The 15640-nt window shown below is 31.1% G+C and carries 11 protein-coding genes; all 11 read left to right on the forward strand.

The features are described from left to right. The first annotated feature begins 110 nt into the window (after window positions 1-110). The 11 genes from WG950_RS13010 to WG950_RS13055 all read left to right on the forward strand — a co-directional run bounded on the left by WG950_RS13010 (window position 111) and on the right by WG950_RS13055 (window position 15629). Entirely contained in the window at window positions 111-3410 is a 3300-nt protein-coding gene (locus WG950_RS13010) for a TonB-dependent receptor (RefSeq protein WP_340932938.1), read from the forward strand. Between the two features lie 18 nt (window positions 3411-3428). Then, window positions 3429-5225 carry a RagB/SusD family nutrient uptake outer membrane protein gene (locus WG950_RS13015; protein WP_340932941.1) on the forward strand — a complete coding sequence of 599 codons (1797 nt, stop codon included), beginning with the start codon at window positions 3429-3431 and terminating at the stop codon, window positions 5223-5225. 21 nt (window positions 5226-5246) lie between these two features. Next, window positions 5247-6806: a DUF5123 domain-containing protein gene (locus WG950_RS13020; RefSeq protein WP_340932942.1), complete on the forward strand. Its 1560-nt coding sequence runs from the start codon at window positions 5247-5249 to the stop codon at window positions 6804-6806. Window positions 6807-6986: 180 nt separating this feature from the next. Further along, a complete protein-coding gene (locus WG950_RS13025) occupies window positions 6987-7418 on the forward strand; it encodes a hypothetical protein (RefSeq protein ID WP_340932944.1) in 432 nt (143 codons plus the stop codon). A 150-nt stretch (window positions 7419-7568) separates the two neighbouring features. Continuing rightward, complete coding sequence (locus tag WG950_RS13030; RefSeq protein WP_340932946.1) at window positions 7569-8789, forward strand: hypothetical protein; 1221 nt, start codon at window positions 7569-7571, stop codon at window positions 8787-8789. Then, entirely contained in the window at window positions 8753-8905 is a 153-nt protein-coding gene (locus WG950_RS14155) for a T9SS type A sorting domain-containing protein (protein ID WP_377500880.1), read from the forward strand. The genes WG950_RS13030 and WG950_RS14155 overlap by 37 nt, the downstream gene beginning before the upstream one ends. Window positions 8906-9000: 95 nt before the next feature. After that, window positions 9001-10323, forward strand: a complete 1323-nt coding sequence (locus WG950_RS13035; RefSeq protein ID WP_340932948.1) for a pectate lyase — start codon at window positions 9001-9003, stop codon at window positions 10321-10323. An 18-nt stretch (window positions 10324-10341) separates the two neighbouring features. Beyond that, window positions 10342-11748 carry a glycoside hydrolase family 28 protein gene (locus WG950_RS13040; protein WP_340932949.1) on the forward strand — a complete coding sequence of 469 codons (1407 nt, stop codon included), beginning with the start codon at window positions 10342-10344 and terminating at the stop codon, window positions 11746-11748. 10 nt (window positions 11749-11758) lie between these two features. After that, window positions 11759-12754, forward strand: coding sequence for a DUF4861 family protein (locus WG950_RS13045; protein WP_340932952.1), 996 nt, complete (start codon window positions 11759-11761; stop codon window positions 12752-12754). Window positions 12755-12765: 11 nt separating this feature from the next. Then, on the forward strand, window positions 12766-14004 hold the full coding sequence (locus WG950_RS13050; RefSeq protein ID WP_340932953.1) for a glycoside hydrolase family 88 protein: 1239 nt from the start codon (window positions 12766-12768) through the stop codon (window positions 14002-14004). 2 nt (window positions 14005-14006) lie between these two features. Then, on the forward strand, window positions 14007-15629 hold the full coding sequence (locus tag WG950_RS13055; protein WP_340932955.1) for a glycoside hydrolase 43 family protein: 1623 nt from the start codon (window positions 14007-14009) through the stop codon (window positions 15627-15629). Window positions 15630-15640: the final 11 nt, after the last annotated feature.

A 15640-nucleotide genomic window follows, 5' to 3' on the forward strand; every position in this document is an offset into this window, starting at 1 on the left:
AAAAAACTATTGTTATAGTAAAAATGTCTAGTTTAAATCTAAAAAATAATTATATTTGTGTAATCGATTACAATTAACTAAAAAAATGAATTAATACTTAAATTAATTTTATGACAAACAATAAAACAGTATTTTGGAAACTAAGATCCAAAATAAAAGACAGAAAAGTTTCTTCACTTAGTTTTTCTAAAAGCTTTAAAGCTTTACTTTTTACATTTTTATTCTTTGCTTATACAAACATTCAAGCACAAGATAATATTATTGTAAATGGAGTAGTTACAGAACTAGATACAGGTGTTCCTTTGCCAGGAGTATCTGTAATGATAAAAGGCACAACAAGAGGAATGTCTACAGATTTTGATGGTAATTTTAAACTTGCTAACGTTTCATCAAATGCAGTGTTGGTTATCTCTTATTTAGGGTATGCAACAAAAGAAGTAAAAATAGAAGGTAAAACAAATATTAAAGTTGAACTCTCACCAAGTACTGAATCTTTAGACGAAATTGTTGTTGTTGGTTATGGAACATCAAGGAAGTCAGATTTAACAGGTTCAGTTGTTGCCATTTCTGGTTCAGATATAGCAAAACAACCGATTTCTAATGTTGGAGAGGCCTTAACTGGTCGTTTACCAGGTGTTCAAATTGTTTCTTCAGAAGGGTCTCCAGATTCTGAAATGAATATTAAAATTCGTGGGGGTGGTTCAATAACACAAAACAGTTCTCCTTTAGTTATTGTAGATGGTTTTCCTGTAAATAGTCTTAGTGATATTGCATCTTCTGATATAGAAAACATATCTATATTAAAAGACGCTTCTTCAACTGCAATTTATGGTTCTAGAGGTGCAAATGGTGTAATAATTGTAACTACGAAGAGTGGTAAAAACGGAAAAGTCACAGCAAATTTTAATACCTTTTATGGTTTTAGTAGTATTGCAAAAACTATAGATGTATTAGAGGTGCAAGATTTTGTAAAATGGCAATATGAGTATGCACTGCTTAGAAATGATGGTAGTGATAGACCAGAAGAATCTTATGAAAGATATTTTGGTTTGTGGCAAGATTATGATCAATATTTAGGTCAGAAAGGAACAAATTGGCAAAAACAAATCTATGGAAATCTAGGTACAGTTGAAAGCCGAGATTTATCTGTAAGAGGTGGTTCAGAAAAATTTAATTTTAATTTAAACTATGCTTTATACGATCAAAAAGCCATAATGTTAGGTTCTAAATTTAGAAGAGATAACCTTTCTGTTTCTTTAAAAAGTAAAGCAAGTGAAAAAGTAGACTTATCTTTTACATTCCGTTATTCTAATACTGAAGTTAATGGTGGTGGAGCAAATGAACAAAACGAAGTTTCATCAGCAGATTCGCGTCTAAAACACAGTGTTGGTTATTCACCAATTCCATTACCTGGTTTAACAACAGATGAAACAGATGAAGCTTTACAGAGTTATTTGGTAGATCCTTTTCTTGCTGTAGATGATAATCAACGTCAAAAAACAAGAAAAAACTTTAATATGGTAGGTAGTTTTTCTTGGGAGGTTTTAGAGAATCTAAAATATAGAATGGATATTGGTTTAGATAACAGAGAAGACGGAGATAACCGTTTTTATGGTAGATCAACTTATTATGCTAATAACAGACCATCAGCAAACAACCAAGGTTTGCCAGCTTTTGTTACAACAGACAGAAAACAAACTCGTTTTAGAAATGCCAATACTTTAAATTACGATTTTAAAGAATTATTACATAGTGATGATCATGAACTTAAGTTACTTTTAGGTGAAGAAATGCTTATTACAAAATCTAATACTCTAACTCAAGAAATTCATGGTTTTCCTAAGTTTTTTGATTTTAATACTTCAAAAAATCTTTTTTCACAAGGAACCCCTCAAACTGTAGATAATTTTTACAGTCCAGATGATAAATTACTTTCTTTCTTTGGTAGAGTAAACTATAGTTTTAAAAACAGATATTTATTAACAGCTACTTACAGAGCAGATGGTTCTAGTAAATTTTTAGGAGATAATGCTTGGGGTTATTTTCCTTCAGCTGCTTTAGCTTGGAAAATAACTGAAGAAGAATTTTTAGAAGATTCAAGTTGGATAGATATGTTAAAACTTAGAATTAGTTATGGTGAATCAGGAAATAATAATATACCAACAGGTCAAACAGCTAGAAATTTTCAATCAAGCACAACTACTTACATAAACGATGTTACAAATTATTGGGCACCATCAACGGTACTTATTAATCCAGATTTAAAATGGGAAACCACCGTTACTCAAAATATAGGTTTAGATTTTGGTTTATTCGATAGCAAAGTTACTGGTAGTTTAGAGGCGTATAAAAATGTTACAGAAGACTTGTTGTTTAGGTTTAATATACCAAATGATACAGGTTATGCCAGCCAATATAGAAATGTTGGTGAGGTGCAAAACTCAGGAGTTGAAGCTTCTTTAAATTTCACAATTTTAGAAAAATCAGATTATGCTTTAAATCTTTCTGTAAATACAAGTATCAATAGAAATAAAATTCTTTCCATGGGCGCTTTAGAAAATTTTGGAGAAAATACTAATTGGGCATCATCTCAAATTGGAGACGACTATTTAGTAACAGTTGGTCAACCTTTAGGTGTAATGTATGGGTATAGAAATACAGGAAGGTACGAAGTTTCAGATTTTAATTATAATCCTGACAATCAAGAATACACGTTAAAGTCTGGTGTGGCCGATAATTTAGTTATTGGTAATGTAAGGCCAGGTTCAATGAAGTTAAAAGATATTAGTGGCCCAGAAGGTGTACCTGACGGTGTAGTTGATGCAAACGATCAAGAAATTATCGGTAATTCTAATCCAGATTTTATCGGTGGTTTTGTACTTTCTGGACGTGCATATGGATTTGATTTATCTGCAGCGTTTAATTTTAGCGTAGGTCAAGATGTTTACAACGCAAATAAAATTGAATTTACCACATCAAACGAAAATGGACAGTACAGAAATCTAAGCACTATAATGGCTGATGGTAATAGATGGACAAATCTAGATTCATCAACTGGTCAATTAGTAACAGATCCAAATCAATTAGAGGCTTTAAATAAAAATACAACCATGTGGTCTCCATATATGTCTAGATATGTTTTTAGTGATTGGGCTGTAGAAGACGCTTCTTTTTTAAGATTAAATACTTTAACATTAGGATATACTCTTCCTGAAACCGTAGTTGAAAAATTATTGGTATCCAACTTAAGGTTTTACGTAACTGCAAATAATGTGTTTGTGTTAACCAATTATTCAGGCCCAGATCCAGAGGTATCAACAAGAAGAAAAACTCCATTAACACCAGGTGTAGATTACTCTGCATATCCTAGAAGTAGACAGTTTGTTTTTGGATTAAACTTAAATTTTTAACAATATATTTTTTAGAATATGAAAAAAATAAAATCAATATTAATTTTAGGAGTACTTACACTTACTCTTTTCAATTCTTGTAGAGAATTTGAAAGTGATTTTTTAGATGCTCCAGTAAAATCTTCATTAGAAGAGTCTTTGATTTTTTCTAATGCAGGTTTAGCAAGAGGTGCTGTAGATGGTATTTTAGAGCCAATGGGACAAACAAATTCTTATAGAGGTAGACACATTCCTAACTATGGTTTTAATACAGACGTAGAATGGCATTACAATTCTGCTTCTGTGGGTAATGCTACTGGAGAACTAGCAATCTATGATGCTAAGCCAAATAACACTTCAATGAATAGAGATAATAGCTCTTGGGCAATGATTTATAGAGGTATTGAAAGAGCAAATATTTGTATAGTAGGTATCCGAGAATATGGTAATCCAGAGCCTGGTAATGAATTAGGTCAATTGTTAGGAGAAGCTTTAACATTAAGAGCCTTGTATTATAGCGATTTACTAAAAACTTGGGGAGATGTACTTGCGCGTTTTGAACCTATTACTTCAGAAACTGTATATATCGAAAAATCTAGCAGAGATGTTATTTATAAACAAATAATTGCAGACTTAGGAGAAGCAGCTGAGTTAGTTGCATGGCCAAATGAATCATCAGCAACAACTACAGTAGAAAAAGTAAATAAAGCTTTTGTTAAAGGATTAAGAGCACGTGTAGCATTAGCTGCAAGTGGTTTTCAACAATACCCAGTTGATGGAGTTCGTAGAAGTAATGATCCAGATTTATCTGTAGATAAAATGTACAGATTAGCTTTAGACGAGTGTATAGACGTAATTAATAGTGGTACAGCTTCGTTAGAAACATCTTTTGAAACACTATGGAGAAAATTAAATGAAGAAAATATTTCTGCAGGAGGAGAATCTCTTTGGGAAATTCCGTTTGCAGATGGTCGTGGTCGTGTAAACTTCTCATTTGCAATTCGTCACAGAAGTGTAGACCAATACACAGGACAAGCAAGAGGAGGTACTGCAGGTCCATTACCAACAGTTTTTTACGATTATGATGAAAAAGATATAAGAAGAGATATTACCTGTATACCTTATCAATGGGGTACTGCTGTAGATGGTGTTTCACAACAAGAATTGGTAGACTTAAATACGTGGTATTTTGGTAAATATCGTTACGAGTGGATGAATAGGTATGTTACTTCTTCTAACGATGATGGTGTTAATAAAATTTATATGCGTTATGCAGAAATTCTTTTAATGGCAGCCGAAACTGCAAATGAATTAGAAGGGGTTGCTGCAGCTGCACCATATTTAAAACAAATTAGAAGAAGAGCTTTTGATTCTAGTGATCATCCAACAAAAGTAGAGAACTATGTAAATAATATTAGCAGTAAAGAAGAAATGTTTCAAGCTATTGTAAATGAACATGGGTACGAATTTACAGGAGAAATGGAACGTAAGCAAGCACTTATACGTTGGAATTTGTTAGGTGAAAATTTAAGAAAAGCAAAAGAGAAAATGGCTAATTTAAAAAATCGTACAGGAGAATACACTGACGTACCAGTAACCTTATATTACAAATATGAAGAAGATGAAGAAACATTAAACATCTATGGATTAAATAGAGGAGAAACAGAAAATCCTGGTGTAGAGTATTCTGCTAAAGATTGGACAAATTTACAAGACGACAGAATAAACGCTTTGTTTAAGGAAGGTGTAGATCCAGATACAAGACAATTTTGGCCAATTTGGCAAGTATTTATAGATAATAGTAATGGTAAATTATATAACGATTACGGATACTAATAAACTTAATAACAATTTATTATGAAACTAAACAATATAATAAAAGTACTATTTTTAGCTGTATTATGCATCAGTTTTTCTAGTTGTATAACTAGTTATGATGAAGATGTTATAGAAGAGCTTTCTATTAAAAGAGAATTTGCGCCAGTAGACTTAACAGCAAGAGTTAGAAATCAAACAAATGTAGAGTTAAATTGGGCTTTAAGAGATCAGGTTACAAATTTTGTGGTAGAATTTAGTGCAGATGATCCAACTTTTTCTACAATATTTTTATCACAAGAAGTATCTGCAGAAGATTTACCAGTGCAAATAAGGTTAGAAGGAGAAACTGTTTATTCAATAAGAGTAAAAGCTGTAAGTTCTAGAGGTTTAGAAGATTCTACTTGGGCATTGGGTGAAGCAAGAACCTTAACAGAACAAATTATTTTACCTTCAGAAGCTGGAGATATTCAAGCATTATCTGCAACTTTAAGATGGGAAGCTGGTTTAAATGTAACTCATTTTATATTAGAACCTGGTAGTATAATATATGATATAACCACACAAGATAAAACAGCTGGTATTGCTACAATAACAGATTTAACTTCAGAAACAGAGTATACTGCAACACTTTACAATAATGATAAAGTTAGAGGAACCGCTTCTTTTACCACTGGTATAGATGTAGGAAATAACACATTAGCGCTTCCAACTGATGATATTTTTAAAATAATTGCAGATGCTGCTCCAGGAGATATAATACTTTTTGAGCAAGGAGATTATACAGATCAGGTAGGTAGAATAACTTTAGATAAATCAATAACTCTAAGAGGTTTAAGACCAGATTTTAAACCCCAATTAAAAGTTAGTTTCGCTCTAGAAAGTGGAGCAACTGATGTTAATTTAATCGATTTAGATTTAACTGGAGATTTACCATTAGAATTAACAGATATGATAAGGTATAGTGGTGTTGGAAATTATAATTCTCTTTTAGTAAGTGGTTGTAATGTACACGATTATGATCGTTCTTTTATAGCAGGTAATGTAACAGATGCAATTATTCAGTCTATAACTGTAGAAAATTCTATAGTAACAAATGTATTGACTAATGGAGGTGATTTTATCGACTTTAGGTCTTCTGATGTTTTTAATGTAAATGTTAATACAAGTACATTTAATAATTGTGCTCCAGGTCGTGATTTCTTTAGAATTGATGATTCAGGTACGTCAACTCGAAGTGGTTTAACATGTAATATTATATTAGATAGCTCTACCATTTATGCTTGTTCAAATTCTTCGAGTAAAAGGTTGATGTACGTTAGATTTCAGGACAATAAAATTACCGTAAAAAATACTTTAATTACAGATACAGATTCAGAAGGATATTCAGATCAAAGTAGAACAGATCCAAATCCAACATTTTTAAACAATAATTATTGGAATGCAGATGGCTTTTTTAATAGTAGTCAAAAAATATCAGATCAATCAGGCACAAATACTGTTTTAGACCCTGGTTATGTAGATGCAGCCAATGGAGATTTTACAATAACAAACCAAACTTTATTAGATAATGCTGTTGGAGACCCACGTTGGAGACAATAGTAGTTTTAATTGATTTATAACATGCCAAATAGCAATAGTTATTTGGCTTGTTTGGTTTTTTAAGTTGTTTAATGTTTAAGGATGATATTGCCTTTAATGAGTTTATAATAAAGTAATTATCTAAATAAAATTCATGTATCTACAATCAAATACATTAATAGTTTTAATACTTAAAATGTTATGAAAATAGCATTTTCTTGTTGGTTTGTACTTTTTTATTCATTAACTATTTTTTCTCAAGAAGTTAGTTTTAGAAAATATGGAGGTTGGTTAGAATCTGCTTATATAGAATGGCAACCTGTTGATGAAACAACAAGTTATAATGTGTATTACAGTGGTCAAGGAACCGTAAATCGTAAAATTGATAACCAATTAATAAGATGTTATAAACATGGATCTTACAGGGCAGATATTCTCGGTTTAAAACCAGGTAATTATACAACTTTAGTAGCTCCTATTATTCAAAATTCTGAACAAATCAAAACAACAAATTCAATTGATGTTATTGCTAATGATAGAGGCGGTTTTGCATTTTTTAACAATCGGATAGTTGGGGGGTATAACTTAGATGGTACACCTAAATCTGGTGCCGTAATTTTATACATTACATAAGAAACTAAAAATACAACTCAATTAAATGTAACAGGCGCCAATTCTAATCCATATATTGATTTACAAGCTATTCTAAATGGTTTTAAAAAAGGAAAAGACAATAGACCTTTAATTGTTAGATTAATTGGTCAAATAACAGATCCTTTAGAATTGTTAAATGGAGATATTGTTATCGAAAATAAACAAAATTCAAATAGCTCTGTAAATCTAGAGGGTGTAGGCGAAGATGCAGTGATAGATGTTTTGGGTATTCGTTTAAAAAATGCTTCGAACATAGAGATTAGAAATATTGGTATTATCAATGTGAATAGTGGAGAAGGAGATAACATTGGTTTACAGCAAGAAAACGATCATATATGGGGTCATAATGTAAATTTCTTTTATGGTGATGCAGGTAGCGATGCAGATCAAGTAAAAGGTGATGGGGCATTAGATTGTAAAAGATCTAAATATGTAACATTCTCTTACAATCATTTTTGGGATACAGGTAAAACAATTTTTTTTGGGTTAAGTGAAACACAGGAGGATCCTGATTTATTGATTACATATCATCATAATTGTTACAATCATTCAGATTCACGCCATCCTAGAGCACGTTATTATACAGCACATGTTTACAATAATTATTATGATTGTAATTCGAAATATGATGTAGGTTTTACCAAAGGCTCATCGGTATTTGTAGAAAATAATTATTTTGAAAATTGTAAATACCCAATATTAACTTCTTTGCAAGGAAGAGATATTGCCTATGGAAATGGAATATTTTCAGGAGAAGATGGAGGTACAGTAAAAGCTTTTGAAAACACAATTATTGGAGAAAGTAGATTTGATCCTTATGGAGCCGTTGGTCCAACCAATTCTACTACTACTACTACTACTACTAATTTTGATGCTATTGTTACAGAAACTAGAAACGAAACCATATCAAATACAATAACTTCAAAAGCGGGTAGTAATATTTATAATAATTTTGATACTAATGAAGTTCTTTGGTATACCTATAATGTAGATTCAGCTGAGGATGCTAAAACAAAAGTGATGCAATTTTCGGGTAGATTAAATGGAGGTGATTTTAATCAACCTGCAGATGATACATCATCTACTGTAAATCAACCCTTAAAAACTGCACTACTAAATTACACCACAAATTTAGCATGTATTCAAGGTATTAGTCTACCACCCAATGATCAAATATTAGTGATAACTAAAGACAATACAGATAAAGATATAATAGAGGGTAATAGCTTGCAAAATATTGTATTTACTTGGGTAGGAAAAGCAATCGATGCAAATGTTACTGGTTTACCAGCATCAGGAATTATAAAATACAGTTGTATCCAAATCCTGTTAAAAACCGATTATTTATAAATTTTAATGAAAAAACAGAAAAAATTCAAGTTTATAATACATTTGGTAGGGTAATTAAAAGTAATACCAATCTCAATAATATCGATTTAAGTGATTTAAAAAATCAGCTTATATAGTTAGAGTATATACCAAAAAAGGAATCGCAAAAAAGGTGATAATTAAAAATTAGGTTTAAAATGATGAATTTTAAATGTAAAAAAGAAAAAATATAATGCCCAAAAAAGGAATTTTAATTTTATTTATTTTAATAGTTGTTCAAACAAATTATAGCCAAGAACTTGCATTTCCTAATGCAGAAGGTTTTGGAAAATATGCTACTGGTGGTCGTGGAGGTTTAACTTATGTAGTTACCAATTTAAATGATGATGGAGAAGGTAGTTTAAGAAAAGGAATTGTAAAAAAAGGAGCAAGAACCATTGTTTTTGCAGTTTCTGGTACTATTGAATTAAAATCAAAATTAGACGTAAACAAAAACAAAGGGAATCTTACCATTTTAGGGCAAACAGCTCCTGGAGAAGGCATCACTCTAAGAGGTTATCCATTTACAATAAAAGCAAATAATGTTATTGTAAGGTATTTACGATTTAGAATGGGAGATGAAAACAGTGTTCAAGGAGATGCCTTAGGTGTTAATAATGCAAAAAATGTTATTATAGATCATTGTTCAATTAGTTGGGGTACAGATGAAAATGCTTCTTTTTACAATAATAAAAATTTTACTTTGCAATGGAGCATTATTTCAGAAGCTTTAAATAAATCAGTTCATAAAAAAGGAGCTCATGGTTATGGAGGTATTTGGGGAGGCGTAAACGTTTCATTTCATCATAATTTAATAGCCAATAATAATAGTAGAAATCCAAGATTTAGCGGTTCTAAAACAACTCAAAATTCAGAAAATGAGTTTGTAGATTTTAGAAATAATGTAATCTATAATTGGGGATCCAATAGCATTTACGGAGGTGAAAAAGGAACTTATAATTTGGTAAATAATTATTTTAAGCATGGTCCTGCAACTACTTCTTCAAAATTAGATAGAATTGTAAGTCCTTCTAAACCTTATGGTAAATTTTATGTAGATGGCAACTATGTTTACGGGTATAAAGAAATTTCTAAGAATAATTGGAAAGGTGGTGTACAATGTGATAATCCTCTTGCAACCAAGTTAGATAATGAAATCAATATTTCTGGAAACACAAAGACCGACAAAACGCAAAAAGCTTACAAAAGAGTTTTAAAAGATGCTGGTGCTAGTTTCTTTAGAGATCCTGTTGATCAGAGAATCATCAAATATGTGAAAAAAGAAAACGCCATGGTTAAAAACGGCATTATTGATTCTCAAAAGGAAGTTGGTGGATGGCCACTAATAATAGAAAATAAAGTAGGCAAAGACACAGATAAAGATGGAATTCCAGATAAATGGGAGCAAAAAAACAAATTAGATCATCTCAAAATCGATGCTAATTTAAAAACCTTAAGTAAAACGTATACAAACATAGAAATGTATAGTTTCTCTCTTGTTAAAGAATGTATTTAATTATAACAAAACAAAATTATGAACATTAACAAAACAATTTTAGCGCTTTCAATATTTTTGACGACTTTAATTTCTTGTAAAGAACAAACTGCAAAAAAGGCAAATTTTTTTGACGAAGCTGATAAAATAATCGAAAGCATCAACATAAAACAGTTTAATAATCTTACTTTAAATATAAAAGATTTAGGTGCTGTAGCAGATGCTAAAACTCTAAATACATCCATTATTAATGCAGCAATAGATTCTTGTAATGCTGCTGGTGGAGGAAAAGTAATTATTCCTCCAGGAGACTTTTTAACAGGGCCAATTGTTTTAAAAAGTAATGTGAATTTACACTTAGAAGAGGGCGCGAATGTCCTTTTTTCTAAAAATTATAAAGAATATTTGCCTGTTGTACATACTTCTTACGAAGGTCAAGAATTAATGAATTATTCTCCATTAATTTATGCTTACAAACAAAAAAATATAGCCATTACTGGTAAAGGTGTTTTTAACGGCCAAGCGAGTAATAAAAACTGGTGGCCATGGGCAGGTAAAGATACCTATGGATATATTAAAGGAACTCCTAATCAGAAAGACAGCATAAACTTACCAAGATTATGGGAAATGTCTAATAATAATACACCCGTTTCTGAGCGAATTTTTGGAGAAGGCTATCAACTTCGTCCAACATTTATTGAACCTTTTGAGTGCGAAAATGTATTAATTCAAGGGGTAACAATTACAAACGCTCCTTTTTGGGTAATACATCCTATAAAATCAAATTATGTTAGAGTTGATGGAGTAACAGTAAATAGCCATGGGCCAAATAATGATGGTTGTGACCCAGAATACAGCAAAAATGTTCATATTACAAATTGCACTTTTAATACAGGTGATGATTGTATTGCCATAAAGTCTGGTAGAAATAATGATGGAAGAGTGGTTAATATTCCTAGTGAAAATATTGTAGTAGAAAATTGTGAAATGAAAGATGGTCATGGAGGAGTGGTTTTAGGTAGTGAAATTTCTGCAGGTGTAAGAAACGTATACGTTAGAAATTGTAATATGGATAGCCCCAATTTAGATAGAGCAATTAGAATAAAAACGAATACTTTAAGAGGAGGCTTTGTAGAAAATGTTTTTGTAAAAAACATTAAAGTTGGGCAAGTAAAAGAGGCGCTTTTAAGAATTAACACATACTATGGAACCTATGCAAACCAAGAAGGAAAATTTATACCAACTATTAAGAATATTTATTTAGAAGATATTACTGTAGAAAATAGTGGTAAGTATGGTATTTTAATTAAGGGTAGAAAACAAAGCCCTGTAGAAAATGTGTCGTTAACCAATGTACACATCAAAAATGCAAAAACGCCAATATCAGTAGAGAATTCAGAACCTCTTGTCTTCAAAAATTCATCAATAAACGGAAAAAAATATTAAAAAATTAATTATGAAAAAATTAGCCATTCTTTCAATCTTATTTTTCGCTTTTTACGCATGTAAAAAAAATAGCGAAACACCAAAAACTAGCTCAAATTCTTCAACAAAAACTTATGCTGAAATTTCAATGGCACAAGGAGGAGAATGGGTAGATGGCCCAAGAAATCATAAAGAATATAAAAATGGTAAATTTTTTAAAAATGTAAATAAAGTAAATGTTCCCCAACAGCATACAGACCATACCTGGTACCTTCGTTACGAAGGTCCAGGTTGGGAAAATAACAAAGTGGGATATCGTTTGTATTTAGATTGGAGAAATGCAATTGATGTTTTTGGTAAAAAAGTAGACTCTTTGGTTTTGCCTTATGTTGGTCAAGATGGTTTTGATTCATATCACGAACCTTCAGCTTGGGGCCAAGATATTTTAAAAGCAGGAAAATCTATGGGAATTGGTGGTTTTGGAAGATTAGTTTTAGATACCATAGTCCATTTTCAAAAAGTAGAAAAAACAATAGCAACTATAGAAAATACAGAAAAAAGTTCAGCTATAAATATCCATTATAAAAATTGGAAATCTGGTAATGATAGTATCGATTTAAAAGCAAAATTAGCTATTTTTTCGGAAGATCGTTTTACAAAAGCAAGCTTAACTCCTTCAAAAGAAATCTCTGGATTATCAACAGGAATTGTAATTGCGAAAAACATTCCAGTAATTAAAAAAGAAGGTGCAAAATGGGCATATATTGCTACCTATGGCAAACAAACTTTGGCAAATCCACCAGACAATTTAGGAATGGCATTATTTTATAATTTAGATGATGTAGATTCTCAAACTTTAGGTCAACACGATCATTTGGTAACTTTTAAACCAACAACTAAAACAATTACATATTACTTCTTAGCTGCTTGGGAACAAGAATTAAATGGTATAAAAACTGAAGAAGAATTCTTAAAAGACATCAATAAAAAATTAGCTTCTTTAGAAGCCACAAACAATATTAATTAAAAATATTTTTGATGAAAACAATCAGATTTTACAGCATACTTTTTTCTTTAACTTTTATTTGTATAGTTAGCTCTTGCAAAAAAAACACAAAAGAAAAAATCAATAAAACAGTAACAGAAAAAGTTGTTCCTGAAAATTTAAAATGGTCAGAGAGAATGGTGCTTTCAGAAATAGAGCGTTTTCCAGATCCTACCTTGTTAGATTTTAGGAAAAAACCAAAATGGAGCTATACTCCAGGTTTGGTTTTAAGTGCTTGTGCCAAGGTTTATGAGCAAACAAAAAACAAAAAATACTACGATTATGTCTATGCGTATGCAGACCAAATGATTGATAGTTCAGGAACTATAGATACTTATAAATTATCAAATCAAAATTTAGATATGATAAAATCTGGGGATGTTTTATTATACCTATATCCAAAAACTAAAGAAGAGCGTTTTTTAATTGCGATGGAAACTTTAAACGGTCAATTAGAATCGCAACCAAAAACGTCAGATGGAGGTTATTGGCATAAGAAAATTTACACAAATCAAATGTGGTTAGATGGTTTATATATGGCAGAACCTTTTCATACACGTTATGCAAAAGAATACATAAATGATAAAGCTAAACAACAAAAAATCTATAATGATGTAGTACATCAATTTGATTTAATTCAAAAACACAGTCGTGATCAAAAAACAGGATTACTATACCATGGTTGGGATGAAAGTAAAGAACAACGTTGGGCAAATAAAAAAACGGGAAACTCAGAGAATTTTTGGTCTAGAGGAATGGGATGGTATGGAATGGCATTGGTAGATGTGTTAGATTTTTTACCAGAAAATCATCCTAGAAGAGAAAAAATTATTAGATATTTAAATCAATATTCAGAAGCTGTTGTTAAAGTTCAAGATGAGTCTGGTTTGTGGTGGCAAGTTTTAGATCAACCAAATAAAAAAGGCAATTATTTAGAGGCTACAGGTACTGCAATGTTTGTGTATACCTTAGCAAAAGGAGTAAATAAAGGGTATTTACCCAAATCTTATTTAAACTTTGCAAATAAAGGGTATGATGGTTTAATTAACAATTTAATTACTGTTGAAGATAATGGAATTGTAAACCTAAACAAATGTTGTGGAGTTGCAGGTTTAGGTGGTAAACCTTACAGAGATGGATCATATGAATATTATATTAACGAATTAATACGTTCTAATGATCCCAAAGGAACAGGTCCATTTATTTTAGCAAGTTTAGAGTTAAATAGATAGAAATGAGGTGTTTAATAAATTTAGTAGTTTTATTTTTTACAATATTTGTTTTTGCTCAAAAACCCTATGTTTCTGAGGTTTGGGTTGCAGATAATGGAGATGGAACTTATAAAAATCCAATAATTTATGCAGATTATTCAGACCCTGATGTGGTTAGAATTGGTGATGATTATTTTATGACAGCATCAAGTTTTAATGCAGCTCCAGGTTTACCAATATTACATTCTAAAGACATGATAAGCTGGAAATTAGTTAACTATGCATTAAAAGAGCAAGTTCCTAAAGATGTTTTTAACATTCCACAACATGGTAATGGCGTTTGGGCTCCAAGTATTCGCTATCATAATAATGAAGTATATATTTATTGGGGAGATCCAGATTTTGGAATTTATATGGTAAAAACCAAAGATCCATTTTCTGATTGGGAAAAACCAGTTTTAGTAATGGCAGGTAAAGGACTTATAGATCCTTCTCCTCTTTGGGATGATAATGGTGATGCATACTTAGTTCATGCTTACGCAGGTAGTAGAAGAGGTGTAAAAAGTTTATTAACGGTAAATAAAATGAATCCTGAAGGAACCAAAGTTTTAGATGCTGGAATTCATGTTTTTGATGGTCACGAAAATCATTCCACTGTTGAAGGTTCAAAATTCTATAAGAGAAATGGATATTATTATATTTTTGCTCCAGCAGGAGGCGTTGCTACAGGTTGGCAATTGGTATTAAGGTCTAAAAACATTTATGGCCCTTATGAAGAAAAAGTTGTGTTAGAACAAGGATCTACAAAAATTAATGGGCCTCATCAAGGTGCCTATGTAGAAACTCCAAATGGAGAATCTTGGTTTTATCATTTTCAAGATGTAGATGCGTATGGTAGAATTGTACATTTACAACCCATGACTTGGAAAAATGATTGGCCTGTAATGGGTAAAGATTTTGATGGTAATGGAATTGGAGAGCCTGTTGCATCACATAAAAAACCTAAAATCGATAAAACCTACTCAATAGAAACACCTGTAGAAACAGACAATTTTGAGGATTTTAATATTGGTTTGCAATGGCAATGGCAAGCAAATCCAGATGTGGTTTGGCATGCAAAATTACCAGGTAATAATTTTTTAAGATTATTCTCTATTAAAGTACCAAAAGTAGCTCCAAACCTTTGGAATACACCTAATTTGTTATTGCAAAAATTTCCAGCACCAAATTTTACAGCAACAACTCAAGTAAAATTAGTTCCTGAAGAGGTTACTGAAGGTAAATCTGCAGGAATCATTGTAATGGGAATGGATTATGCTAGTTTAGTAATTACACATGATGCAAACGGATTTTATGTTCAGCAAAAAGAAGCCATCAACGCCATAGAAGGAGCAAAAGAAGTTATAAATGAGCAAAAACGCTTGGCATCTAACACTGTATATTTTAAAGTAAAAGTAACTGCTCCAGATGCAATGTGTCAATTCTTATATTCAGAAAATGGCAAAAAATTTAAAAAAATAGGAAAACCCTTTAAAGCTAAAGAAGGAAAATGGATTGGTGCTAAAATCGGTTTATTTTCAATTAGTACAGAAGAAGCAAAAAGAGGAAGTTATGCCGATTTTCCTTTTTTTAAAATTTCTAAATAATCTTTAAAATA

This window comes from Polaribacter marinaquae, from assembly GCF_038019025.1.
GTDB classification, from domain to species: domain Bacteria; phylum Bacteroidota; class Bacteroidia; order Flavobacteriales; family Flavobacteriaceae; genus Polaribacter; species Polaribacter marinaquae.

Coding starts and splice junctions, on each gene's coding strand:
- WG950_RS13025 (WP_340932944.1), top strand. CDS start 6,987: ATGAAAATAGCATTTTCTTGTTGGTTTGTACTTTTTTATTCATTAACT.
- WG950_RS13040 (WP_340932949.1), top strand. CDS start 10,342: ATGAACATTAACAAAACAATTTTAGCGCTTTCAATATTTTTGACGACT.
- WG950_RS13020 (WP_340932942.1), top strand. CDS start 5,247: ATGAAACTAAACAATATAATAAAAGTACTATTTTTAGCTGTATTATGC.
- WG950_RS13015 (WP_340932941.1), top strand. CDS start 3,429: ATGAAAAAAATAAAATCAATATTAATTTTAGGAGTACTTACACTTACT.
- WG950_RS13045 (WP_340932952.1), top strand. CDS start 11,759: ATGAAAAAATTAGCCATTCTTTCAATCTTATTTTTCGCTTTTTACGCA.
- WG950_RS13050 (WP_340932953.1), top strand. CDS start 12,766: ATGAAAACAATCAGATTTTACAGCATACTTTTTTCTTTAACTTTTATT.
- WG950_RS13055 (WP_340932955.1), top strand. CDS start 14,007: ATGAGGTGTTTAATAAATTTAGTAGTTTTATTTTTTACAATATTTGTT.
- WG950_RS13010 (WP_340932938.1), top strand. CDS start 111: ATGACAAACAATAAAACAGTATTTTGGAAACTAAGATCCAAAATAAAA.
- WG950_RS13035 (WP_340932948.1), top strand. CDS start 9,001: ATGCCCAAAAAAGGAATTTTAATTTTATTTATTTTAATAGTTGTTCAA.